Annotated in this window: 24 protein-coding genes; 9 read left to right on the plus strand and 15 right to left on the minus strand. The window is 35.9% G+C overall.

Annotated elements, in window-relative coordinates; genetic code table 11:
• Positions 1 to 5 precede the first annotated feature (5 nt).
• From FEU33_RS14820 to FEU33_RS14830, 3 genes are read right to left on the minus strand one after another with little or no spacing between them, the layout of a single operon-like run.
• Complete coding sequence (locus FEU33_RS14820; RefSeq protein WP_146550255.1) at positions 6 to 1,325, minus strand: opine metallophore biosynthesis dehydrogenase; 1,320 nt, start codon at positions 1,323 to 1,325, stop codon at positions 6 to 8.
• Positions 1,326 to 1,352: 27 nt separating this feature from the next.
• On the minus strand, positions 1,353 to 2,141 hold the full coding sequence (locus FEU33_RS14825) for an SAM-dependent methyltransferase (RefSeq protein ID WP_146550256.1): 789 nt from the start codon (positions 2,139 to 2,141) through the stop codon (positions 1,353 to 1,355).
• A gap of 17 nt (positions 2,142 to 2,158) precedes the next feature.
• The gene (locus tag FEU33_RS14830; protein ID WP_146550257.1) at positions 2,159 to 2,977 is read right to left on the minus strand and encodes a histidine racemase CntK family protein; all 819 of its coding nucleotides are present in this window, start codon (positions 2,975 to 2,977) and stop codon (positions 2,159 to 2,161) included.
• A gap of 315 nt (positions 2,978 to 3,292) precedes the next feature.
• On the opposite strand from FEU33_RS14830, the gene FEU33_RS14835 reads away from it, so the two are divergent.
• Entirely contained in the window at positions 3,293 to 5,482 is a 2,190-nt protein-coding gene (locus FEU33_RS14835) for a DNA topoisomerase III (RefSeq protein WP_146550258.1), read from the plus strand.
• Positions 5,483 to 5,774: 292 nt separating this feature from the next.
• Here FEU33_RS14835 and abc-f read toward each other — a convergent pair whose 3' ends face one another.
• The 3 genes from abc-f to FEU33_RS14845 form a co-directional block, all read right to left on the minus strand.
• Positions 5,775 to 7,409: a ribosomal protection-like ABC-F family protein gene (gene abc-f / locus FEU33_RS14840; RefSeq protein WP_146550259.1), complete on the minus strand. Its 1,635-nt coding sequence runs from the start codon at positions 7,407 to 7,409 to the stop codon at positions 5,775 to 5,777.
• A gap of 101 nt (positions 7,410 to 7,510) precedes the next feature.
• The gene (locus tag FEU33_RS18880) at positions 7,511 to 7,651 is read right to left on the minus strand and encodes an RAxF-45 family protein (RefSeq protein WP_186725898.1); all 141 of its coding nucleotides are present in this window, start codon (positions 7,649 to 7,651) and stop codon (positions 7,511 to 7,513) included.
• Positions 7,652 to 7,767: 116 nt separating this feature from the next.
• Complete coding sequence (locus FEU33_RS14845; protein WP_146550260.1) at positions 7,768 to 8,331, minus strand: NADPH-dependent FMN reductase; 564 nt, start codon at positions 8,329 to 8,331, stop codon at positions 7,768 to 7,770.
• A gap of 280 nt (positions 8,332 to 8,611) precedes the next feature.
• Between FEU33_RS14845 and FEU33_RS14850 the strand changes: the two genes are divergently transcribed.
• The 6 genes from FEU33_RS14850 to FEU33_RS14875 all read left to right on the plus strand — a co-directional run bounded on the left by FEU33_RS14850 (position 8,612) and on the right by FEU33_RS14875 (position 14,131).
• Positions 8,612 to 9,688, plus strand: coding sequence for a PseG/SpsG family protein (locus FEU33_RS14850; protein WP_146550261.1), 1,077 nt, complete (start codon positions 8,612 to 8,614; stop codon positions 9,686 to 9,688).
• Positions 9,689 to 9,735: 47 nt separating this feature from the next.
• On the plus strand, positions 9,736 to 9,924 hold the full coding sequence (locus FEU33_RS14855; RefSeq protein WP_146550262.1) for an SE1832 family protein: 189 nt from the start codon (positions 9,736 to 9,738) through the stop codon (positions 9,922 to 9,924).
• Positions 9,925 to 10,221: 297 nt separating this feature from the next.
• Positions 10,222 to 11,784, plus strand: coding sequence for an ABC-F family ATP-binding cassette domain-containing protein (locus FEU33_RS14860; protein WP_146550263.1), 1,563 nt, complete (start codon positions 10,222 to 10,224; stop codon positions 11,782 to 11,784).
• A 355-nt stretch (positions 11,785 to 12,139) separates the two neighbouring features.
• Positions 12,140 to 13,027, plus strand: coding sequence for a YitT family protein (locus FEU33_RS14865; protein ID WP_146550264.1), 888 nt, complete (start codon positions 12,140 to 12,142; stop codon positions 13,025 to 13,027).
• Between the two features lie 249 nt (positions 13,028 to 13,276).
• Positions 13,277 to 13,681, plus strand: coding sequence for a transcriptional regulator Spx (gene spx / locus FEU33_RS14870; protein WP_146550265.1), 405 nt, complete (start codon positions 13,277 to 13,279; stop codon positions 13,679 to 13,681).
• 24 nt (positions 13,682 to 13,705) lie between these two features.
• Positions 13,706 to 14,131, plus strand: coding sequence for a MarR family winged helix-turn-helix transcriptional regulator (locus FEU33_RS14875; protein ID WP_146550266.1), 426 nt, complete (start codon positions 13,706 to 13,708; stop codon positions 14,129 to 14,131).
• 601 nt (positions 14,132 to 14,732) lie between these two features.
• Here FEU33_RS14875 and FEU33_RS14880 read toward each other — a convergent pair.
• Both FEU33_RS14880 and FEU33_RS14885 read right to left on the minus strand, forming a co-directional pair.
• Positions 14,733 to 15,281, minus strand: coding sequence for an RNA polymerase sigma factor (locus FEU33_RS14880; RefSeq protein WP_146550267.1), 549 nt, complete (start codon positions 15,279 to 15,281; stop codon positions 14,733 to 14,735).
• 731 nt (positions 15,282 to 16,012) lie between these two features.
• Positions 16,013 to 17,248 (minus strand): hemolysin family protein, encoded by a 1,236-nt coding sequence (locus tag FEU33_RS14885; protein ID WP_146550268.1) that lies wholly within the window; start codon positions 17,246 to 17,248, stop codon positions 16,013 to 16,015.
• Positions 17,249 to 17,408: 160 nt separating this feature from the next.
• Between FEU33_RS14885 and FEU33_RS14890 the strand changes: the two genes are divergently transcribed.
• Positions 17,409 to 18,791, plus strand: a complete 1,383-nt coding sequence (locus FEU33_RS14890) for a dipeptidase (protein ID WP_146550269.1) — start codon at positions 17,409 to 17,411, stop codon at positions 18,789 to 18,791.
• Between the two features lie 257 nt (positions 18,792 to 19,048).
• On the opposite strand, the gene FEU33_RS14895 is transcribed toward FEU33_RS14890, so the two are convergent.
• Positions 19,049 to 19,627 carry a nitroreductase family protein gene (locus FEU33_RS14895; RefSeq protein WP_146550270.1) on the minus strand — a complete coding sequence of 193 codons (579 nt, stop codon included), beginning with the start codon at positions 19,625 to 19,627 and terminating at the stop codon, positions 19,049 to 19,051.
• Positions 19,628 to 19,745: 118 nt separating this feature from the next.
• Positions 19,746 to 20,225: an amidase domain-containing protein gene (locus tag FEU33_RS14900; protein WP_146550271.1), complete on the minus strand. Its 480-nt coding sequence runs from the start codon at positions 20,223 to 20,225 to the stop codon at positions 19,746 to 19,748.
• A 180-nt stretch (positions 20,226 to 20,405) separates the two neighbouring features.
• Between FEU33_RS14900 and FEU33_RS14905 the strand changes: the two genes are divergently transcribed.
• Entirely contained in the window at positions 20,406 to 21,428 is a 1,023-nt protein-coding gene (locus FEU33_RS14905) for a DUF2804 domain-containing protein (protein ID WP_146550272.1), read from the plus strand.
• Positions 21,429 to 21,664: 236 nt separating this feature from the next.
• On the opposite strand, the gene FEU33_RS14910 is transcribed toward FEU33_RS14905, so the two are convergent.
• The 5 genes from FEU33_RS14910 to FEU33_RS14930 form a co-directional block, all read right to left on the minus strand.
• Positions 21,665 to 21,946, minus strand: a complete 282-nt coding sequence (locus tag FEU33_RS14910; protein ID WP_146550273.1) for a hypothetical protein — start codon at positions 21,944 to 21,946, stop codon at positions 21,665 to 21,667.
• Positions 21,947 to 21,956: 10 nt separating this feature from the next.
• Entirely contained in the window at positions 21,957 to 22,346 is a 390-nt protein-coding gene (locus FEU33_RS14915) for an SHOCT-like domain-containing protein (protein ID WP_146550274.1), read from the minus strand.
• A 14-nt stretch (positions 22,347 to 22,360) separates the two neighbouring features.
• Positions 22,361 to 22,726, minus strand: a complete 366-nt coding sequence (locus FEU33_RS14920) for a DUF2089 domain-containing protein (protein WP_146550275.1) — start codon at positions 22,724 to 22,726, stop codon at positions 22,361 to 22,363.
• 169 nt (positions 22,727 to 22,895) lie between these two features.
• Entirely contained in the window at positions 22,896 to 23,114 is a 219-nt protein-coding gene (locus FEU33_RS14925) for a hypothetical protein (protein WP_146550276.1), read from the minus strand.
• Positions 23,115 to 23,588: 474 nt separating this feature from the next.
• A complete protein-coding gene (locus FEU33_RS14930; protein WP_146550277.1) occupies positions 23,589 to 24,323 on the minus strand; it encodes a glycerophosphodiester phosphodiesterase in 735 nt (244 codons plus the stop codon).
• Between the last annotated feature and the right edge of the window lie 2 nt (positions 24,324 to 24,325).

Genomic DNA, 24,325 nt, shown 5'->3' on the forward strand with positions numbered 1-24,325 from the left:
AAATTTTACTTTGTAAAAGTGGTTGTTTCTAAATTTGACTTTATTTCATTGCAAATCAACTGGATATCTTCTGAATAAGTTCGCACAGTAAATGCGTCTGATCGTAAAACTTCAGATGAAGCCGCCACAACCTCTTGTATTTTTTTCTCATAAATTTGGATAAATTGATCGATCATTGGACAATCAACGTTTAAACACCTAGCAATCCCTTGAATGATTTTCACACGGTAATAATCTTCCTTTGGCATTCTTGGAATGTCCCAATAACCATCAAGATTAAGAAACATTTTTCGAATTGGAACAGCTGAAAAGTCAAAATATCTTCCTTCTACGTCAGGAGTAGAAAATGGATCGATTAATAATGATGCATAGCGAATATATAGCAGATATTCTTGATGGATAGGTTCAAATTGCTCAAAATTTTCAATATCAGAACGTGATAAACTTTCTGACCTCAAAGGATAATTGTCATCTACCATAAACTGCAAAAGATTAAGAGTCTTAATGTTTAATCGCTGAACAACTGCCATGATCTCTTTCCAATGATTCAATAGATTATGGATCAATTGCTTTGTGATTGGTCCCTCAGGATATAGTTTATAAACATATTTCTTGACCGTAGTCTCTTCAAATATTTCCTTTAGTGAGAACTCATTCATAAATAAGGGAGGATGTACATATAAAGAAATATTTCTTGTCTCCGCTTCTAATGGAGATGCCATCATTTCTAGCTGAATACCCAATTGATGAAACAAATTCTTTAATATGGTCATCCGCTCAGAGTTGTTTTTCGTCGAACCTATATATACCTTTTTCTTCATACCTGTTGTTAGTACTTCATTGGACGGTGTATCATTCAACCATCGAGTATCCCCATAATATGTAGAAAAACTAATAACTTCTGCCTGAGAGGATACGCTCTTTAAATAACTAGCAATCAAACTATTAGAACCAAATGTGGGGGAAATCAAAACAACACATTTAGCATCCAATAATACTTTCTGATCCATTTGCTTTAATACTGTGGTATAAGCGTCTGTAGTTACCGAAAGAATAATCGTATCCCAATTACCTGCTATCTTGTGGTAACCTTTATAAAGCTTGTCGATGACACATTCTCCATTTAATGTATGATGTTGTTTATTTTGTGTATTAGCCTTCACTAAAAAGCCTTGCTTTGCTATGTTTTCATAAACGTTCTTCGAGCGAATAGACTCCCTACCAGCAATACTTATTTCACAATTCAGATTATTCTTAAAATTAACAGCCAGTTGAATGGATGTCGGCCCTGTCCCTAACAATAAAACCCGTTCGAACGGTGTCATACTAAATATCATCTCCATATTTTCTGATCATGCTTTTTGGTATAAAGCCACATCGAATACATTATGAGGTTGAAGTACCTGTTCAATTAAATGCCATTTAGTATCATCCACTGTTTTCATTGGATAGTTAAACAGTGATTTCAAGTCATCACCGTATCTCATAGCGATTAAAACCTCGTTATTCGTGAGATCATACAATTGATCTAAAATATCATATTTACGGCTAACTGTGGAACTGAAAATAATATGTGTAATATCATGGATGCATTCAAGTTCCTCAACAAACTTATTTTCAATTTGAATATTTAGTTGATCTCCTAATTTCGCCACCACTCTTCTTCCTAATATTATCGCCTCATCATCGATGTCAATGCCGATAACCTCAGCACCTGTTCGTTTTGCGATTAATAATGGTGTCATCGGAAAAGATCCCGAACCTACTAACAATACTTTCGATTGGGCAGTAATATGGAAACTACTAAACTCCTCTTCAATACAGCTCTCTATATTTTGAAAATAACGATTACTTTTTTCATCTTCATTTAATAATTTTAAAGCACGGTATTTCTCCATAATCTTTACACTATAAGCTGAATTCTCTCTCAAATTATTAATAAGATCCTTTATTTCTCCTGATTTTTTCAATACTTTCCACGGAATTTGGTTGCTCTCTTTTGTAATAAAGACGGAATAGTCATTAATCGTTTTCTCCAATTCAATATAGCGATTGAATGTGTCATCATAAGCCTTGACCATTTGTTCAAATTGATCAGCAAAAAGATGTAAACTCCTTATAAACTCTTCTGTCTTCTCCACTGACTTCACTCCTATTTTTACAATTTAATATACGCCCTTCCTTTTGCAACAATGTCGACGATTCCTTTAATCTGTACATGCTTTGATTTTTCAGTATAATTTGCCGATACTTGAATGGTGCCACCTGGCTGCTTTATTTTCTCCATAATCTCTCTCTTCTTTTTCCATGCTAAATATATTCCTATAGATGCAGTACCTGAGCCGCACCCTCGTTCCCAAACCATACTTTCTAAGGCAGGTACATAGATTAAAGGGGCTAACTCATTGCTTTCTTCCCTATACAATAGTATTCCTATTAATCGCTCGTCCAACGCTTTACCAAGCAGTCTCGCTAAATCTTGAATCCTTTCTTTCAAATGATTACTGAATGACCTTACTTTTAAAATAATATGCAAATAACTATCATATCTTATAAATACGATGTCCCTACCAATACCTTCATAGTCAATCGTACTCTGCCAGATCTTTTGAGGAATTGGCATTTTTACTTGACATTCATATCGGTCTATATTTTTTTGCACATTACATAAAACTAAATCATCTATACCAGAAGACTCTAATACGACATTAGCTTCAGCTTGTTGTTCAGATGCGATTAAACAAGCTAATGCCATACAAGAATTGCCACAAAATTCTTCTCCCGCCATAAAAAGCTTAGCAGTAGCTTGATCATTTGTTGATTTTTCTATAAAACCTACTTGTTCGGCATGTACGCTATCATAAGACATGATTTTCGCGGCAATTTTGGGATAGTCTTTTAAAGGATGATTTGTTTTAATAAGGATTGTCATATTTTGTGTAGCACTCAATTTTATAAATTCTACTTCTTGCTGCATGATAACCCCCTTCTGAAAGTGTCCTCTGTTTTCTTTAAAGTTCTACTTCACAAAAACTTCATAAATCGTAATGATTACTATTATCATTTACATATTTTAATCTAACATACTTATTGATAATGTCAACACAAAAAATTAAATATTTTTATTTTTTTACAATATATAGGAAGACTATCATTTTTGCAGAACACTTGAAATTATTCACTTTAATAAAACAAAAACGTAAATTTATTCTTCTAACCAAGAATGGTTAAAGCTACCTAAATGCAAGTATGGTATAGTAGACGGGACATGGTTAGTAAAGGAGTTCGAAAAATGGCAAAAAAAATTGTAATTGCGGAAAAGCCTTCTGTTGCACGTGATATAGCAAATGTTTTGAAGTGTACAAAGAAGGGCAATGGATTTTTAGAAGGAAACAACTATATCGTTACGTGGGCTTTAGGACATTTAGTCACTTTAGCTGATCCTGAAGAATATGATCTTAAATATAAAACATGGAATTTAAACGATCTTCCTATGCTTCCACAACATATGAAATTAGTGATTATCAAACAAACTCAAAAACAATTCCATGCTGTGAAAGCACAATTACATCGTAATGACATCGATGAAATCATTATCGCAACGGATGCAGGGCGCGAAGGAGAATTAGTCGCTCGCTGGATCATTGAAAAAGCCAAAATTCGTAAACCGATTAAGCGATTATGGATCTCCTCCGTTACAGATAAAGCGATTAAAGACGGATTTAACCATTTGAAACCTGGCAAAGCCTATGAAAATTTATATACTGCGGCAGTAGCACGGGCTGAAGCAGATTGGTATGTGGGTTTAAATGCCACTCGTGCCTTAACAACAAAGTTTAATGCTCAACTAAACTGCGGCCGTGTACAGACGCCAACAGTTGCAATGGTTGCCGCACGTGAAGATGAAATAAAACATTTTAAACCTCAAACTTACTATGGCATCGAAATTCAAACAACAGATGGACTTCAATTGACATGGCAAGATGCAAATGGTAGCAGTCGCAGCTTTTCAAAAGAAAAGATGGATACGATAATTCAATCACTTGAACATAAAAATGCAACGATCTTCTCCGTTGAACGTAAGATGAAGAAAACCTTTGCACCTGCTTTATACGATTTAACAGAACTTCAACGTGATGCCAACAAAATTTTTGGATTTTCAGCCAAGGAAACATTAAATATCATGCAAAAATTGTACGAGCACCATAAAGTTTTAACTTATCCTCGCACGGATTCGCGTTATTTGTCTTCAGATATCGTAGGTACGCTTCCAGAACGTTTAAAAGCATGCGGTATAGGAGAATATCGCTCTTATGCTCATAAAATAGCCGCAAAACCGATTAAAGCAACGAAAGCATTTGTAGATGATCAAAAAGTAAACGATCACCACGCTATCATCCCAACTGAAGGGTATGTAAATTTAGCAAAATTTTCAAGTAATGAACGTAAAATATATGACCTTGTCATAAAACGTTTTTTAGCAGTGCTGTACCCTGCCTTTGAATATGAACAATTAACTGTAAAAGCAAAAATAGGTACGCAACAATTTATCGCTAAGGGTAAATTGATCCTCAATGCTGGTTGGAAAGAAATATACGCCAATCATTTTGATGATGAAGAAACAACGGATGATATAAAAGAGCAACGGTTACCTCAGCTTGAAAAAGGGGATATATTAAAAACAAAATCCATTATACAAACGTCTGGTCAAACCAAACCACCAGCTCGTTTTACAGAAGCTACCTTGCTATCTGCTATGGAAAACCCTACAAAATATATGGGATCAAATGATAAAAAGTTAGCAGATACACTAAGATCAACAGGTGGACTCGGTACAGTTGCCACGCGTGCCGATATCATCGACAAATTATTCAACTCATTCCTAATCGAAAAAAGAGGTGGCAAAGAGATCTTTATCACCTCTAAAGGACGGCAGTTGCTGGACTTAGTGCCAGAAGAATTAAAATCACCCGCAACAACAGCAGAATGGGAACAAAAACTTGAGCTAATTGCAAAAGGAAAGCTCAAAAAAGACCTATTCATCAATGAAATGAAGGATCATACGAAAAAAATCGTCATGGAAATTAAAAAAAGTGACAAAAAATATAAGCATGACAATATTTCCACTAAATGCTGTCCAGATTGTGGGAAGCCAATGCTCGAAGTCAATGGAAAAAAAGGCAAAATGCTCGTCTGCCAGGATCGGGAATGTGGTTATCGAAAAAATGTATCACGTATCACTAATGCTCGCTGCCCACAATGTAAAAAGAAAATGGAGCTTCGAGGAGAGGGTGAAGGTCAATTCTTTGCATGCAAATGTGGCTATCGAGAAAAACTGTCTACTTTTAAAGCCCGCCGTGAAAAGGAAGGTAACGGAAAAGTGGATAAACGAAGTGTGCAAAAGTATTTAAAAAAACAACAAAAAGAAGAAGCGGTTAATAATCCATTTGCAGAGTTATTAAAAGACATGAAGCTGGATTAAATGATTTTCTAATGAAGGAAATTTCACGCAGTGGAGGTTTTCTTCATTCTCTACTGCACATGCGTTGAATCAATCAGTGCTCCCTGCTTTTAATTTGAAGTTTGAAGTGAGGAGTTTACGTTCTGTTTATATAGATAAAATAATTTGAATGCAAAGACGAAGGAGTTACGAATATCCATGAATATATTCGTAACTCCCTTTTCTTATTGTATAGCTAGATACATTAGACTTTTGCATCCCAATTACATTTTCAATTGGTTACTAGGATAACAAAAGATTTATCTTTTTCACTTTAGTCGCGTTTGTTTTTAAACTGGAAACTTTTTGCCTGTTGCTTTTCCTTCGCCCATTGATAATCGCCTTGATGAATTGTCACGGTTTGGTGTTCAATCCACGCAATCCTCGTAAAAATTTTTTGTAAAAAATAGCGATCATGGCTTACTGCAATGATGGTTCCTGTAAAATTTTGAAGATTATCCTCTAATACTTCTCGCGATTCAATATCTAAATGATTGGTCGGTTCGTCCAAAATCAATAAATTGATATCTTGCTGCATCAGTTGAGCAAGCCGTAAGCGCATTTTCTCCCCACCACTTAAATCACACACTTTTTTATATACATCAAAGCCATAGAATAGAAACTGTGCGAGTACATGCCTTGCTTCTCCTTCAGTCATAGAGATATTTTCACGGAAGGCATCGATTAATCTAGCTTGGTCATCAAACGTTTCAAATTGTTGAGCAAGATAACCAATTTTCACATTACGACCAATGATACACTGTCCTCTATCTGGCTTCACCTCCCCAAGCATCATTTTGAGTAAGGTGGATTTTCCTGTACCGTTTTCGCCCACAATCGCTAAACGATCTTGCCAATATACAGAAAAACTAACGTCTTTCAGCAATGTTGTCTTATAAATCCTTGCAGCATTCTTAACGGAAATGACTTCTTTACCGCTTCGATCCTTGGCCTCTAATTGTAAGCACATTTTCTGACTGTTTTTTGGCTTTTTAACTAATTCTATTCGAGCCAGAGCTTTTTCCATACTCTTTGCTTTACGATATAAATCTGGATTGGGCGGTGATGCTTCATTCGCCCATTGTCTTAGACGTTTAATGGCTTCTTTCATTTTTTTAATCTTTTTTTGTTGCTCCTGATATTGGGCAAATTGTTGAGCAATCTGTTCTTCTTTTCCCCTTACATAGTCATCATAATTTCCATGGAAAATACTCGCTTCTCCATCTTCTAGCTCGATTACTTTTTGTACAACATTATTCATAAATTGGCGGTCATGCGAAACAACAAGTACTGTACCAGAAAAATTTTTGATATATTCCTCTAACCACTCAATAGCTAGTAAATCTAAATGATTGGTCGGCTCATCTAACAACAAAATAGAAGGATTTTGAAGCAAAAGCTGTCCTAGCATAACCTTTGTTTTTTCGCCACCACTCAGATTTTCAAAAGGCTGCTCCAGCAATTGATGAATCCCTAAGCCGTTGGCGACACTTGTCATTTTGGACTCTATTTCATAACCACCTGATTGCATAAATTGTTCCTGTAATTGTCCATATTCATTTAATATTTTTTCAAGTTTTTCTGCTACTGCCATTTGCTGCTCAAGTTCTGTCATTTTGCGCTGAATCGTTAATAGTGGAGAAAATGCTTCCTTTAAGACATCTATTACTGAATGATCAGGATAAAAAGGAATTTGATGCAAATAGCCAATCATATGATCTTTCTTTTTTATGATCCTTCCTTCATCAGGTATTTCTACACCGGCTAATAATTGTAATAATGTTGTTTTCCCGCATCCATTATTTCCTACTATAGCTACATGTTCAGCTGTCTGAACTTCAACTGTTAAATTTTCAAAAATCATATGACCACCAAATGACTTGGTGATGTTTTCTGCCTTTATAGACATTTTCTTTCCCTCCGAATACGTAGCGGAAAAGTCTTCACATACAAAAAAGACTGCTCATTAACGAGCAGTCTCTTCTTTTTAAAAATAGGTGAAAAGAATGGTTAATCAGCTACGTTTTTTATTTGATTTGCTTTAAAAAAGGACATAGTTATCCCGTTATGAGCAAAATCAAAAGTAATGACACGTGCAAAATACATAGCTGTATCTACATTTACACTTGTCACCATAGCTGAATTTTTCATTCTTTTCACCTCCGTTCAAATCTATTAAGTAAATTATAGCATATCATCCAATTGATAACAATCTTATACAGGAAAGGATCGTTATGCTTCTTAATTAGAGTAACTTATTGTTGCATCTAATGTTGGTCGATCGTTTCTTTTGGTAGATCCTCACTTAATCTACAATATTTCACAAAGACGCGTGCCATTTCACGAAGTCGCTCATGAACGTCTTTATCAATAATTTTATACTCTTTATCAAAATGACCAGCATGTGTATAAACATAGTTAGGTGTTACTAATGCGCGGAAATAATCAAGGATTGGTTTTAACTGATTTTCCACTACTAAATGATGTTGATAAGTGCCCCCGTTTGCAACGATTGAAACTGGTTTATATCGCAATGCTTTTGGATGGAGAAAGTCAAATGTATTCTTTAAAACACCTGGGATAGAGCCTTGGAAAATGGGTGTTGCAAAAATATAGCCATCTGCTCCCTCAATTGTTTTTACCAATTTTTTCATATCATCATTGTATTCGTCAAATGGGCGGCCATCCACGAATTGATGATCAAAATCAGCTAAATGCAATTGTTCAATTTCTAAATGATGGTCAAATTCTTTAATATATTGCTCAACTTGCTCTAAAATGGCACCTGTTTTTCGTCCTATGATGGTGCCGTCAACAAGTAAGATTTTCATAAGTTGTTTCCTCCAATTCAGAATTCCTAAATTTATTGTAACAAATGCAGCAGCCCTATATAAGGTGTCACGCTTAAAATAACAAATAAATCAGTCTTTTGACGGAAAAATAAAATCATTTTTTCAGTTATATATAGATTTTTTGTAAGTCAGGATGGACGAGCATTTTTATGCTTCTTATGGAGAGTATCCAAAGTTCCTAGAGTTTCACGATGATTTTATACATATTACACATCTTCATCCCATAAATTGAAAAGAGCAGTGGAAAGGATGGAGATGTATGAAATATCAAAACAATGAGGAAACAACGAAAAAGATAGCCTTTGTAGGAGCTGTAACTTCTTGCCACAATCTTTACCCGATCGAAAGAATCATTACGCTCTCTACAATGTTCGATAAACAGCAAACTCAGATACTTGTTCAACACGACGAACAAGCGATTGATTTTCTTATTCAAAAAGGCTTCAATCCAATTGTTTATAAAAACGAAAAACAATTGATATCAGAACTTTCTAGGCTCTCTCCTGATATACTTATTCATGATGCAGGGAGTACTGAATTACCTTTGGTCGATCATTTAAAGACGTTTATTCCCACAATTCTTCATTTTGATGATTTCGGAGATGGCGGAACAGCTGCAAACTGTGTTTTTCAAACACTTTATCAAGAAAAACGTGAAAAATTATTACCACATTTTTTAATTGGCCCTTCTTCATATGTTGTACCAAAGCAATTACAGGCGATCCAAAAAACAGCAAATGATTCATTCGATAAACCTCATATTGTTGTGGCAATCGAAGGAATGGATCCAGACAACACCAGTTATCGTGTTTTACGCCATTTATTACAATTGCAAATTCCTATTAAAATATCGGTTATCATACAGTCTAGTTATGCACATGATGTAGATGAACTTAAATTAATGGCACTTAGCCGAAAAAATATTAAGATCATCCAAAAAAACAATGCCTTTTATGAGTTACTAGGCACGGCAGATATCGTTATTTGTGGTGCAAAATATACACCTTATAAGGTTGCGACGATCGGTATCCCTTGTATTGTAACTTGTCAAGATGAATTAGATATGCAGCATATTTTTCCTACTGAAACGAATGGTTTTATTAATCTAGGATTGGGTAAAAAACTAAAACAATCTCTCTTGCAAAATGCTGTCATGGAATTTCTGTTACATGATGCAAGGCGCGAACATGCGGTTCGTAAACAACTCAATATTGATTTAAATCGCAATAATCAATACATTCAGTCGTTATTAAAAAGTTTTATCTCCAGCCGAACAAAATCAACTGCTTTTTTAGTAGAAGAGCAAGCCAAAAAAACAAGTGGTATGATACAATAACAAAAAGATAGAACTTCAATTGATCTTATCCATAAAGGAGATTGAACATGCCAATGAAAGATGAAATACTATTCCAAATCGCTGAATTAAAAAGTGACTATATTCGTCAACAAGGCGATATCGAAAAGTTAGAATCTACAGGATATCCTGAACTGATTGAAAAAGCTGAAAAACGACTTGCCGATATGGAGCAACAGCTAGCTGAATTAAACAAACAGTTAAAAGCTTATGAATAATCCCCAAGCGCCTGCCTTCATAGAGGCGCTTTTACTGTTCGATAAATTTTCAAGTAATTTTATACAGATACCTTTTAACCCCCATAAACAGGCAGTAAGACCCTACTCTGAAATTCCCGTAAAACAAAAGTTGTATGAAGCGACTGCCTGTATAAGCTAGATCGAATCGGTTCAACCCATTCACGGTGAGTGAGGAAGATGAAAATCCACCACTGAATGAAGTTCGCTTTATCCAATACACTACTAATTACACTACCCATGCATACTCTATGCATGGATACGGAGGACCCAAAATCAATGAGTATATTAACAGTTGAAAAATTAGGCCATACTTTTGGCGATCGTACCCTATTCAAAGATGTCTCTTTTCGAATTGTAGAAGGAGAACATGTTGGTCTTGTTGGTGCAAACGGTGTTGGTAAATCCACATTGATGCATATCCTAACAGGAGAACTTATTCACGATACAGGACGTGTGGAATGGCTTCCAGGCACACACTATGGCTATTTAGACCAACACGCTGTATTGACACCTGGTAGAACTATGCGTGATACATTACGTGATGCTTTTTTACCTCTTTATAAAAAAGAAGAAGAACTTAACGAAATTACAGCTAAAATGGCTGATGCTACACCTGAAGAATTAGAAAAACTTCTTGAAGATATGGCTGTTATACAGGATGCCTTAGATGCTGGCGATTTCTATTCATTGGATATGAAAATCGAAGAAGTGGCTCGGGGACTTGGCCTTGATGCAATCGGTTTGAATCGTGATGTTACTGCACTATCTGGTGGTCAGCGTACAAAGCTTTTACTTGCAAAACTCCTTTTAGAAAAGCCAAAAGTTTTACTATTAGACGAACCAACAAACTATTTAGATGAAGAACATATCAATTGGTTAAGTAATTATTTGAAAGATTATCCGCATGCCTTTTTATTAATCTCACATGATACAGAATTTATGAATGGTATCGTCGATGTTATTTTTCACTTGGAATTTTCAAAACTAACACGTTATACTGCGACGTATGAAAAATTCCTTGAGCTTGCAGAAATCAATAAGCGCCAACATATAGATGCTTATGAAAAGCAACAAGAATTTATCAAAAAGCAAGAAACCTTTATCGCCAAAAACAAAGCTCGGTTTTCAACTACTGGTCGTGCAAAATCTCGTCAAAAACAATTGGATCGCATGGAGCGGATTGATCGTCCTGAAACAGCTGCGAAGCCTCAATTTTCCTTCAAAGAAGCTCGTAGCTCTAGTCGTTATGTGGTAGAGGCTGAAAATTTACTAATCGGTTATGACAAGAATAAGCCATTGCTTCCGCCACTTACCTTCCAGATTGAACGTGGCGAAAAAATCGCCCTCGTTGGGATGAATGGTATTGGTAAATCGACATTATTAAAAACTATGTTAGGCAAAATCCCAGAACTTGGCGGTAAAGTCGACCATGGTGATTTCTTATTCCCTTCTTATTTTGAACAAGAAGTAAAAGCTGAATCAATTACACCAATTGATGATGTATGGAATGCTTTCCCTTCTTTAGAACAAGCAACGGTTCGAGCATTACTTGCGAAAACAGGCTTAAAAAATGAGCATATTTCCCGCCCACTCAACCAATTAAGCGGTGGCGAACAAGCAAAAGTTCGATTGTGTAAATTAATGATGGAAGAAAGTAACTGGATGCTTTTCGACGAACCAACAAACCACTTAGATATCGATGCCAAAAACGAACTAAAACGGGCCATGAAAGAATATAAGGGAACCATCGTTTTGGTCAGCCACGAGCCAGAATTCTACGATGGACTTGTCACAAAGGTATGGAATGTCGCAGAGTGGTTTGCTCAAGGACATCAATAATGAATGGCAAAATTTCTTTAGAGAAATTATTTGCTTGTCAAAAATGGCAATAATAAGATTTATCCTTCATACGCTTATATAAGCGAGCATTCTTAAAGATTATTTTAAAGCCTTTAAGGATGCTCGTTTCATTTTCATAAGCGGAAATCAACGAATTTCCCTGTTTTTATGGACAAAATTAATCAATACGCCTGAGTTTCTTATATTAAACTTTGAACAACTTTATCCCTTTATTTTATACGCTTCATCATTCTTTTTATTGAAGCCTCCTATGAAAAAATTTTTTATTTTCCAGGCCTATCACTTGAAAACGTATAATTATTCATGGTAAAAAAGATATAAGGATGGTGTTTCTATGGGCAACAATGACAAATCAGATAGTATATCGAAAAGGAAAGCAAAACATAAAAGAATTATTTTACGCTTTGCTTTTATCACTCTTGGTGCTTTAATCATGGCTATTGGTCTTGAAAGAGTACTGATCCCCAATCATTTAATTGATGGCGGTGTTACGGGTATTGCCATGATGGCATCTCACATAACAGGCATATCTCTTGGTCTATTCCTCTTTTTATTCAACTTACCATTTCTCTATTTAGGGTATAAACAAATCGGCAAAAGTTTCGCTATTTCAGTAGCATATGGAATTGTCGTATTATCTCTTGCAACATCTTTTTTTCCACATGGACAAGTATTTACAAATGATACGCTTTTAGCAACCGTGCTCGGTGGGATTATGCTCGGAATAGGTGTCGGGATCGCTATTCGTGCTGGAGGCTGTTTAGATGGTAGCGAAACACTAGCTATTTTATTTAATAAAAAGCTACCATTCTCTGTTGGACAAATCATTTTATTTATGAATCTATTCATCTTAGGGAGTGCTGGATTTGTATTCGGCTTCGACCGTGCCATGTATTCTTTAATCGCTTACTTCATAGCTTTTAAAACAATTGATCTTGTATCAGAAGGCTTCAACCAAACAAAGTCAATTTGGATTATCAGTGACCAAGCAGAAGAAATTGGTGAAGCCATTATGGATCGGTTAGGTCATGGGATTACTTATCTTAACGGTAGAGGTGGCTATTCAAAAGATGACAAACAGGTTATCTTCTGTGCCATTAACCGATTAGAAGAAGCAAAACTAAAATCCATTGTAGAAGACGTTGATCCAACGGCATTCTTGGCCTTCAGCAATATGACTGAAATTCTAGGTGGCAATTTTAAGAAAAAGGATATTCACTAACTTTATTCATAGCATGGGATTGTCCCAAAGATAAAAATAGTATGCTAGAATCGCTTCTAGCATACTATTTTTTTGAGGTACAAAAAACAACCCATGTAGATTCCTATGAGAATCTGATAAAATAAACATTTCACGAATTTGCTCATTTTTTCATAAATTTCGCGCTTTTTTTCTTAAAATTCTATTGATTTATTTATATCTTACTGGTAAGATATAAATATAATAAAGATAAAGAAAGTGGGAATCCATATGACAGTTACAATTTATACTCAAACAAGCTGTACTTCGTCAAAAAAGGCTTTACAATGGCTAAGGGACAATGATATATCCTATAAAGAAAAACGTATTACATCTGAACCCTTGACACTTTCAGAATTCAAACGCATCCTAAGCATGACTGAAGATGGTACCGATGAAATCATTTCAAAAAACTCTAAAGACTTTAAAAACTTAAATTGTGACATTGAACAACTGTCTATACAAGAACTTTATAGCATCATAAAAGATCATCCAAAAATGTTACGTAGCCCTATCCTTCTAGATGACAAGCGTCTTCAAGTTGGCTATAACGAAATGGACATTCGCCGCTTTATCCCACGAAAAGTCCGCGCTTATGAACTGTATGAAATGCAACGTTTATCATACGAAAGCTAATGATACATTTTGGAGATGAAAATTATGAATGAGGCAAGAAGAGAAAGTATCACTTCCCTTTTTGAAATCGTATCTTCGCTAGAAAGAAAATGGGCAAATGAGTGGAATAGTCACAATACAATAGGATTGTCTAAAACACATATATTCATACTTGATTTGCTTGATGCAGAAGGACCTATGCGCCCTTCTGCTCTAGCAGAAAAACTTCATGTTACGACAGGTGGAGTCACTGTACTCACTACTAAGTTGACAAAAGCAGGTTATATTAACAAAACACAAAACGAAACCGATCGCCGCGCTTCTCAACTTGAGATTACTGATACGGGACATGAACTTTTAGAAACCGCTCATGAACATATTACCAATATTGTTGATCGTATGTTTGGAATGCTCACAGAAGAAGAGATTGATTCTTTGCGATCTATTTTCTCTAAATGCTTACTTGGATAAATCTAAAGAAAACCCTTGTTTTTATAAACCATATATTATTATATCTATGTAAAAAGCAATTATTTAAAACAAAAAAGGCTTACCCCCAAATGAAAGAGTAGCTGTTTGAAAAATAAAAAAGTACAATTCGGTACTGCACCCCAGAAGTTAGAGTAAAAAACTTAACTTTTGGGGTGTTTTATATGATGAAATATAGCGATGAATGGTGCCTTTTTGCTTTTAATCAGACGTGGCGACTATCCAATTTTATCCACTAAAATATAGAGTATTCGCCGATTTCCGCTATGGCTTGCTTTCTTAGGCTGTGGGTTTGAGCCTCCCCGCCTCCCCTTTCACTATGACCGGCATTTTAAGACTCATGCTTTTCTCATAAGCCCTTGAATTAATTTCACTAATCAACAAACGCACCATATGAAGGCGATCCTTATGCATCCTCGAGAAGTTGTCACCTTCCACTCCCAATAGAATATAAACATCTCCCCCGGCTGTCATTGCAAAAAAAGAAGTTATCCCTCAAAAAATCAAGAGACAACTCCTTGTATTTTTATTCACAGCCAACAACCTCTGCATAGATTGTGTGTTGCAGTGATTAAATGAATTTCTAAGCTGGTAGTACGACTTCTGCTGATGTTGCATCAGACATCATAAGATCTTTTAAACGTTGTTTGGCGCGGAACAGACGAGACTTCACGGTTCCTATTGACACTTTCATCAATTCAGCAATTTCTACTAAAGAATATTGATTTACATAGAAATACAAAAGCGTATTGCGGTAGATACTATCTAACTGGCTGATCTTATCTTGTACAATTTTAGAAATAACTTCTTGTTCCACCACTGTTTCAGTAGATGGGTCTTCATTGGGAACCAAATCTAATACTGGTACGTCTAATGTTTCAGGTTGACTCATCATATATTTGCTGCGGCGAACATTTTTTCGATAGCGATCACGAAAAGTATTCATACAAATAGTAGTAAGCCATGCTTTCACATGTTCAACTTCTGCAACATATGATTCATAACGGACAACCTTTACCCAAACTTCTTGCATTAAGTCTTCTGCCTCTGCACTATTGCGAGTCAGTTTCAAACATAAATGATATATGTAACGATTGTATTCTTCATAAACTTGTTCAAGTGTAGTTTTCATTTTTAACATCCTCCGGGTTTATCATCTTGCTTTGATAAACCTATTTTCGCAAAAACAAAGCTTTCACTCTATCGGATTAACTTTCAATTTTATTACATTCATGTAAGGTTTGTAAATGAAAGATGTAATATTCGCTTTATATGAATGATCTCAAGGGTTTTAAAGCCATCTGAGATTTACCCAATGCCATCTATATAGCATTGTTGGGAGGCAAAATTATTTTTAGTTAGTTTCCCCCAATTAAAATTATCACACGTGTTGATTTTGCAAAAATTAGGAATACATATTTGGTGTAATTTTCGAAAAACTCTGTATTTTTAAAACCATTTATATAGATCTTCGCTGCGGCTTGCTCGACTCCCACGGGAAAAGCGAGCTGCTGAGACCCTCCTGCAGCGTAGCGATTGAAGGAACGGAATCTAAGAACACCACGTCCTGTGGCAACGACTCCGTGACCAACATCCTGTTGCCCCCAGCGTTCACCCGCAGGAAAGCGAGCAAGTCGTAGCGGAAATCAACAAATCCTTCCTGCTTTTATGGGCAAAATCGGATAATCAAAACGCCTGCGTATTTATATTCTTTTTCAAAATAATCCTCCATCTGAAATTCATAATTTATCTTATTTATCTACAGCTTATTATACACTAACAAAAATGTATAAAAGAGGAATTCCTTTGAAAAAGCCATCACTTCCATGTTACCTGACACTGTTTGGATTACTGTATCCAAATTCACTTTATCGGTTGTTTTGTAATGGTCAATTTGGTAATTCGGTTATCATCTACCTCATTGACAACGATATGAAGATTTTCAAAATCAAACGATTCACCTGTTTCAGGAATATGCAGGCTTTGTTCAAGCACAAATCCGCCAACTGTTTCATGATCTTGAGGAATATGAACATGGAAGATTTCATTGGCTTCTTCGATCTCTAATCGACCGTGACACACTAGCTTATCTTCTGTTAATTCATAAACTAATGACTTTTCTTCTTCATCCGACTCGTCTTCGATTTCTAGACCGATCATTTCTTCAATTATGTCTTCATGTGAAACGATTCCAAGTGTACCGCCATACTCATCTAATACAATCGCTAAATGTTTCTTTTGTGTAAGCATCATTGTAAATACCTTTTCAACACTCACAGTGGAAACGACAAATAAGGGTTCTGTATCCACGAAATCAACCAGTTTTTTTGATGGATCTAATGACCATTCTACGAATTTTTTTGAATAAAACATCCCCACTATATTATCTAAACTTTCTTCATAAACTGGATAGCGAGTAAACGAATACTCTAAAATCGTATTTCTTACCTCGTCATATGTAGCATCAACTGTTAAACCAATAACATCCGTACGATGTGTGCTCATTACATCTGATACATCTTTGTCTGGAAAATCCAACATTTCCTTCAATCGATCAGATTCACTTTCATCAAATGTACCTTCTGTTGACGCAACATCAACCATTCCTCTTAATTCTTCTTTTGTTAAAGTCGCTTTAGTCACTGCCCCATTTGAAATAATACGGATAAATATATTCGTAAAGCGCTGCAAAATCCAAGTAATTGGCGTAAAGATTTTGACGCATAATGCAATAATCGGCGCTACTACATAGGCAAGTCGATCAGCAAATGTAACAGCAATCGTCTTCGGCAATACTTCACCAAATACGATAATAATAATCGTTAAAATCGTCGTAGCCACTGAAACTTTCCAACCATGACGCAAGGCAATAATCGTCAATAATGTCGGCATCAAAATGTTCACTGTATTATTGATAATTAATATCGTCGTGATCATACGATCCTGTTGAGCAATTAAGAGGTTGAGTTTTTGAGACATACGATCCCCTTGGTTTGCTCGCAATTGGATCTTCATCCTACTGATAGCTGTTAGAGCTGTTTCACTTCCCGAAGAGAAAAATGAGATGAGCAAACAGATGATTAACCCGAAAAATTCCAACTATATTCCTCCCAAAAGACTGTTCTTCCGCACAAAATATATACTTTATAATATACCATATTTTAACGATTCCTGTGTTTCAGAGGGCTGCACTTTCTCAATAAAATGATGGCTGTGATATAATAATTCTATTATCGAAATACTGAAATGAGGGATTTGAGTGAGTCAATTGAAAGCATTAGATACTTACTTTACTACACATCGTGATCAACAACTCGAAGAAATGAAACAATTTTTATCTATCCCAAGCATCAGTTCTTTATCTGAACATAAAGAAGATATGAAAAAAGCCGCTGCTTTCCTTGGGGACTCCATGAAAAATGCTGGACTAGAAAATATGAAGATCCATGAAACAGCAGGGCATCCAGTTGTAACAGCCAATTGGTTACATGCTGAGGGCAAGCCAACTGTTTTAGTTTATGGTCACTATGATGTCCAACCAGTAGATCCTATCGAATTATGGGATAGTGATCCTTTTAAACCTGAGATCCGTGACAATATTTTATATGCGCGTGGATCAAGCGATGATAAAGGACAAGTGTTCATGCATGTAAAAGTCATTGAAGGCTTCATGAAAGAAAATGGTACATTGCCTGTCAACGTAAAATTCTTAATTGAAGGCGAAGAAGAAATCGGCAGCGTACATCTTCCTGCATTTGTTGAAGCACACAAGGATGAACTTGCTACAGACCTAGTATTGATCTCAGATACAAGCCTTTATGCACCAGGACGTCCAGCTGTATGTTATGCATTACGTGGATTAACAGGTGTTCAAATTGATGTTCGTGCTGCAAAGGGAGACCTTCATTCAGGTATTTATGGCGGTGGTGTTCAAAATCCTATACATGCTCTAGCCGATATTCTTTCATCATTCCACGATGAGCATGGCTCTATTGCAGTAGAAGGCTTCTATGACAAGGTTCGTCCGATTACAGCTGATGAAAAAGCAGCCTATGAAGCATTAGGTTTTGACGAAGAAAGCATAAAAAAAGAGGCTGGTGTAAAAGAATTATATGGCGAAGAAGGCTATACGTATCTTGAACGAACTTGGGCTCGTCCAACTTTAGAGGCAAACGGCGTATTTGGCGGTTTTTCTGGTGAAGGGATTAAAACGGTTCTTCCCGCAACTGCTGGCGCTAAAATTACTTGCCGCTTAGTTCCAGATCAAGATCCTGAAGAAATCGTAGAACAATTACGTGCGCATATTGAAAAACATAAACCAGCAGGTGTCGATATCACAGTGACTGATTTTGATAAAGGAAAACCTTTTATCACACCACTTGACCATCCTTACATCCAAGCCGCTGGCCGCTCCTATGAAACACAATATCATGTGAAAACAGCCTATATTCGTGCTGGTGGGTCCATCCCGATCGTTGCTACATTTGATGAAATTTTAGGCGTACCCGTCATTATGATGGGCTTTGCTTTATCAACTGAAAACTTCCATGCACCAAACGAACATTTCCATTTAGAAAACTTTGATAAAGGCCTTCGGGTTGTTAGTGATTATTATGATGAAATCGCTAATTTATCAAAATAATTAGTTCGCATCATAGCTTGTGATTAATGATTAATTATCGACCTATAATCAACACTTTAAAATCACCTAAAAAGGAAAAAAGTACAATTCAGGATAGAGCAACAATCTGAATTGTACTTTTGCTTTTTCAGCGGTGAAACACCAACTATATTAATTTTTGACCTAAATTAAGGTGAACAATTACAGATTTCGGGTGACATCGTTGAACACTAATTACACTATATTTATTTCTTTAAAGCGAATGATCACTGATGAAATTATTCTTTTTCTCCAAAGAAGGTAACGATTTCTTCAGCAGATTTACGTGGTTTTTCTTGAGGAATCGTATCAAAATAACCGAATTGAAGCATGCTGATGATTCGTTCTTCTGGTTTTACACCTAATGATGTACGGAATTTTGGGTGATCAATCCAGTTTGGTGTTTTCCAGCATGCACCGATCCCCTCATCCCACGCTAACAACTGTATATTTTGAATAAAGCTGCTAGCCGCTGCAAAATCTTCATAACGTTCTTTTTGGCGAACATCCTGAGGTACAATGACAAATGCGTAAGCGCCTGGTGTAGCGAATTTTTGCATTTTTTTCGCAAGCACTTCTTCAGAAAGTTCTTTCCAATCTGGTACTGCATATTCGCGAATTAGCTCTTTTACAGCATCTAAGCCCGCATCACATGCCAAGATGATACGCCAAGGCTGACGGTTGCCATGATTTGGCGCCCATACTGCTGTGTTAATGATTTCTATTAAATCTTCACGATCTACTGGCTGACCGTTGAATAATTTTATAGAACGACGTCCACGAATTGCTTCTTTAACTGTTAAAGATTGTTCACTCATTATCATCACTCCTATAAAACGAACATAATTTTATGGTGAATATACTTGTATGTATATTATCTTTCTTCACCTTACCACAATCCGTCTAAAATATAAAAAAAGAACACCGTCACCTTGTTTAAATTACATCTATTTGAAAGAAATAATATTTTATATTTGGCGTATATGCACTTGAATCTTCATATGTCCATAATCGATGATAACTATTTGTCGTATGTGCATTCACATATGGTACCCCTTTAACAATACTAGTGATGATTAATGAATGATTGATTCTTCCATCCCCATCAAAATCGATAAAGATTAGATCACCTAAACGTAGCTCACTGACACTTGAAACCCTCTTCCCTACTAACCCTTTTTTAGAAGTTTCCACATACCAGCGAAGTGCATTCGAAGTAGTCCAGCTATAACTCCAGGTGCCTCCTTTCAACCACCAGCCTTTTGCACGATTAGGTGCACCTGTCATTGGTGCCCCTCCTGCTAACAAACATTGCGAGATAAAATTGGTACAATCATCATCAAATTTTGGAAATGCAGGATTGAAGTTGTTCCACCAACGATTAGCATAGTCAACAGCCGCTTGCCTATTGTACATAGTCCATAACCTCCTGTAGTTACCTTATGTTTGGACAGCTCCGATTGATACTTTTTCTAAAGATTAGCAACAAACTAATTATATTTACCGTAATGAAGTGACCAAAATCACATATTTTTTGGTACAATTAGAACAACTAACTTTATATATCTCTTATTTTTGTTCGAAAGGATGTTTGAATTGACTCAGCACGCTGAAAAAGAGATTGTTGACACAACATTACTATGCGATAAAAAAGGCAACTTGAATCCTGCTGCTATCGGTTACGCTAGAAAGCCTATCATTCAATGTAATTTAAAGGGTCATTTCATGCGCAAGAAAAAGTGGAATTATTGGTGTATATTTGGTGATGATATTATGTTTTCGGCAACCATTAGTCACCTAGATTATGTAGCAGTTTGTTTTGTTTATTTCTTAGAATATGAAACCCAGAGGTATTTTGAAAAAACGGTGACAATCCCTCTTGGTAATAGGTTGAAGATGCCCGAGAATGTTTTAGAAACGATCTCGCTTACTAATAATGATATGAAACTTCAAATACTGTATTTTCAAGGAGAAACACAAATGACGGTGACAATACCCGATTTTGATGATGATCTCTTGCATGCTGACTTAACCATTAAACATCCACAGGAAGATGAGTCACTAAATGTTGTTATTCCGTGGAACCGCCAAACTTTCCAATTTACGGCCAAGCATCATTCTCTTCCTGCAAGTGGATATGTGAAAATTGGAGATAAACGCTATAGCTTTCATGAGGAAGATTGTTTCGCAGTTCTCGACTATGGACGAGGTGTATGGCCCCGACAAGCCATTTGGAATTGGGGAATGGCATCACAACGTTACGGTAATCATCGTATTGGTTTAAACTTCGGTGGTCAATGGACAGATGGAACAGGCATGACTGAAAACGCTATTTTTATTGATGGCAAGATGAAAAAGATCCATGAAGATGTCATCTTTAAATATAATAATAAAAACTTCATGCAGCCTTGGTATATTCAAACAAAATTCACACATGATGTACATCTTACATTTACACCATTTTTTGAACGTGAAGCGACAACGGATATAAAACTCATAAAATCTACTGTTCACCAAATGGTAGGCTACTATAATGGCCGCATCCGTTTAGAAAATGATCGATATATCCCTATTCAGCAATTACTCGGAACAATAGAAGAGCATATTGCAAAATGGTAATATAATATGAAACTTTCCCCAGTGGGTTCCCTTTATCCCACTGGATGTTAGTTGAACCAAGTTCATTTCCTTCTTAAACAACTATATTTTTAACCCCGTCCTAAATTTAGAACGGGGTTATACTTGCTTGAGCCTTTAAAGTGAAATCCTTTATTGTTTTTTTAAATTTCTAAGTATTGTAAGGAGAAATTAATCCTTTTTCAAAATACCAGGCCAGTTGTCGGTTTATTTATAAATTATAGTCTAACCTTAACCTCGGTACCGTCCTTAGCTTTGACATCTACTAGCACGATTCCCTTATAATTTTTCAGTTCCTTGACGATCGGCTTTAGCGTTTTTTTGTCTATTAGTGGAAAGGTAAAGTCCAGTTTTTTTCTTTCGAAGGCTTCTTTTGTCCATTTGTTTAAATTTTGTTGAAAAAATTTTGAAGACAAAATTGAAATAACAATGTTTAAAACAGCATATGGAATTGGGATGATCAACCGGACGTTTTTTGCTTTAACTTTTACATGCATCATAAGCAAATCACTATTCAATGATGACCGAAACGGTATCTCCGTTTGCTGACTTAATATCAACAATTTGGCCATCTAATTCGTTTTCGATTGCTTCAGTAAGAAGGTTGATGTCTATATCTTTCACGTATTTTTCCGATTGAGGTATACTCGCTGCGATACTGTGCCCAGCCATTAATACTACCTTGAGAAGTTTTATAGGCAAATTGACCGTGACGTTATCATTTTCAGCTGATACAACACGAACTTTTAATGTTTTATCTAAATAGTTCGTAGATTTTTCAACAAGTTTCGTATCTGTTGCTTCTTTCTCTTGTAATACTTGAATCAGTTCTGATCCTTTATCGGCATCAATCTTTCCCTCTTGAACCATTGTTAACACTCTTGTAATTTCCTCTTTCATGATAAATCCCTCCTCTATTCTTCTTTTAAGAGCTTAATAGCTTCTTCTGGTGTAATTTCGCCATTTTCCAACATGGTAACAACTTTTTTCTCGTCTACTTCATTTTTCTTCTTCTGCACATATCCAAGAGATGAAATGATGTCTGTTAGTTTGCCTCGAACAGTTGGATATGAAATTCCTAGTTCCTTTTCAACTTCTTTGATATTCCCTCTGCAGGTTAAAAATACTTCCACAAAATGAAGCTGATCCTTTGATAGAGATGCCAGCCTAGAGAATTCAAACTCATTTTCAATCGTAGTGTGACAATGAGAACACTGCAACTTTGTAATTTTCAATATTTTACCGCAGACAGGACAATTTGTAATTACTTTATAAGCCATAATGAAATTCCTTTCTTTTAATTGAGTTTATTATATAACAAATAATTAAAAATATAAATAATAAAATTAAAATTTTTAATATGAAAAATAAATAATATTAATTTTTTATTTAATATAATTAATTATTTGTTTTTAGTCATTCGTTTGAGTATTGTTTTTACTAAAATCGTTATAACTTTAAATATTCTATTAGTAAAATTTTACAGATACACAATAAGTACAACTGACGCTTCGTCCCACTCCGCTTTTGCACAGATAAAGGGAAGCTTCCATCAGTGGGGTTTTTCTTCATCCCCACTGAACTAGAGGAGCTCAGGTTAAAAGCGCCACGTCCTGTGGCAACACCTGAGGGACCAACATCTTGTTGGCCCGAACCAATCGGGCGCATGCGGCAGTTGTTCCCCCACCTATCTTTCTCGTTTCTCTCTATATCCTGAGATGGGGGTCTTACTGCCCGTTAAAGCGGGATAAATTCCCCCAGAATGCCGTGCCTTTAGCCCTGAGTTCTAATGTTTCAGTGAGCGACACACCCGTTGAAAAAGGAGAATAAAATTTTATACACCTCGCCACCTATAGAGACGTTTTTCTTCTGCTAACTCAAGAAAAAAGAGCATAGAATATTGGTTCAACACCATTCTACGCTCTTTCTCTTTCACATAATGTAGCAGAAGTATTACTTTTTCAGATCAGATTATCCTGCCTTTGTCTTGCACACTAAGCAGCATGAAATAGGATAGATGAACCATCCCCTCTTAGCTGATGCTTGAAGTAGTAAAATACTTTTTAGATTCTTGTAAAAAACTAATTTCCATTCATTAATATCCTTTATTTTCAAAAAAGCTTTCTATTACCCTTGTCCATTTTAACATTCATATCTTTTGCTAAATGCGTGACGATATAATAGCTCTGGATAATCCGTAAATACAGCATCTACTCCCATACTCTCTAAAAAGTCATAATCCTCCGGTGTATTGACGGTGTATACTCGCACTTTATTTCCAGCTTTTATCGCTTTCTTCGCAGATTCACGCTTAGCAGCAACGAGTGAAATATGAAGGGCATTTGTACCAAGCATTTGTCCATACGCATCAAGATTCACTAAAATCTTCATAAATAATGCACCGACTTCATTGTAGGCCGCTTTTTCGAGAACTCTTTCTACGATTTCGTGGTCAAATGATGAAAATAATACACGCTCCATCATATCATGTGACTTCACTGTTTCGATCACATCATCTTCAAGACCGGGGTATTCGAAGACATCTGTTTTCAATTCAATATTGATCATATGATGTGTCGTTCTGAAAACATCAAGTACTTCATCAAGTGTAGGTATTTTTTCGCCTGCAAATTGCTCGCCTTTCCATATGCCAAAATCATAGGAACGAATCTCTTCAAACGTCATATCCCGAATATAGCCTTTGCCATTTGATGTACGATCTATTTTTTCATCATGATTAATGACTAAGACACCATCTTTTGTACGCTGAACATCTAATTCAACACCGTAAATTGGCATTTTAGCTGCTTCTCTAAATGCAAGTAATGTATTTTCCGGATAGGTACCTGATGCACCACGATGCGCAAATATATTCATCT

It is taken from the genome of Rummeliibacillus suwonensis (assembly GCF_007896435.1).
Classification (GTDB): domain Bacteria; phylum Bacillota; class Bacilli; order Bacillales_A; family Planococcaceae; genus Rummeliibacillus; species Rummeliibacillus suwonensis.

Bases quoted from the DNA above. Each gene is read 5' to 3' on its own strand.
- FEU33_RS14820 (WP_146550255.1), bottom strand. From the start codon at position 1,325: ATGACACCGTTCGAACGGGTTTTATTGTTAGGGACAGGGCCGACATCC.
- FEU33_RS14830 (WP_146550257.1), bottom strand. From the start codon at position 2,977: ATGCAGCAAGAAGTAGAATTTATAAAATTGAGTGCTACACAAAATATG.
- FEU33_RS14835 (WP_146550258.1), top strand. From the start codon at position 3,293: ATGGCAAAAAAAATTGTAATTGCGGAAAAGCCTTCTGTTGCACGTGAT.
- abc-f (WP_146550259.1), bottom strand. From the start codon at position 7,409: ATGTCTATAAAGGCAGAAAACATCACCAAGTCATTTGGTGGTCATATG.
- FEU33_RS18880 (WP_186725898.1), bottom strand. From the start codon at position 7,651: ATGAAAAATTCAGCTATGGTGACAAGTGTAAATGTAGATACAGCTATG.
- FEU33_RS14845 (WP_146550260.1), bottom strand. From the start codon at position 8,331: ATGAAAATCTTACTTGTTGACGGCACCATCATAGGACGAAAAACAGGT.
- FEU33_RS14850 (WP_146550261.1), top strand. From the start codon at position 8,612: ATGAAATATCAAAACAATGAGGAAACAACGAAAAAGATAGCCTTTGTA.
- FEU33_RS14855 (WP_146550262.1), top strand. From the start codon at position 9,736: ATGCCAATGAAAGATGAAATACTATTCCAAATCGCTGAATTAAAAAGT.
- FEU33_RS14860 (WP_146550263.1), top strand. From the start codon at position 10,222: ATGAGTATATTAACAGTTGAAAAATTAGGCCATACTTTTGGCGATCGT.
- FEU33_RS14865 (WP_146550264.1), top strand. From the start codon at position 12,140: ATGGGCAACAATGACAAATCAGATAGTATATCGAAAAGGAAAGCAAAA.
- spx (WP_146550265.1), top strand. From the start codon at position 13,277: ATGACAGTTACAATTTATACTCAAACAAGCTGTACTTCGTCAAAAAAG.
- FEU33_RS14875 (WP_146550266.1), top strand. From the start codon at position 13,706: ATGAATGAGGCAAGAAGAGAAAGTATCACTTCCCTTTTTGAAATCGTA.
- FEU33_RS14880 (WP_146550267.1), bottom strand. From the start codon at position 15,281: ATGAAAACTACACTTGAACAAGTTTATGAAGAATACAATCGTTACATA.
- FEU33_RS14895 (WP_146550270.1), bottom strand. From the start codon at position 19,627: ATGAGTGAACAATCTTTAACAGTTAAAGAAGCAATTCGTGGACGTCGT.
- FEU33_RS14900 (WP_146550271.1), bottom strand. From the start codon at position 20,225: ATGTACAATAGGCAAGCGGCTGTTGACTATGCTAATCGTTGGTGGAAC.
- FEU33_RS14910 (WP_146550273.1), bottom strand. From the start codon at position 21,946: ATGATGCATGTAAAAGTTAAAGCAAAAAACGTCCGGTTGATCATCCCA.
- FEU33_RS14915 (WP_146550274.1), bottom strand. From the start codon at position 22,346: ATGAAAGAGGAAATTACAAGAGTGTTAACAATGGTTCAAGAGGGAAAG.
- FEU33_RS14920 (WP_146550275.1), bottom strand. From the start codon at position 22,726: ATGGCTTATAAAGTAATTACAAATTGTCCTGTCTGCGGTAAAATATTG.
- FEU33_RS14925 (WP_146550276.1), bottom strand. From the start codon at position 23,114: ATGCGCCCGATTGGTTCGGGCCAACAAGATGTTGGTCCCTCAGGTGTT.
- FEU33_RS14930 (WP_146550277.1), bottom strand. From the start codon at position 24,323: ATGAATATATTTGCGCATCGTGGTGCATCAGGTACCTATCCGGAAAAT.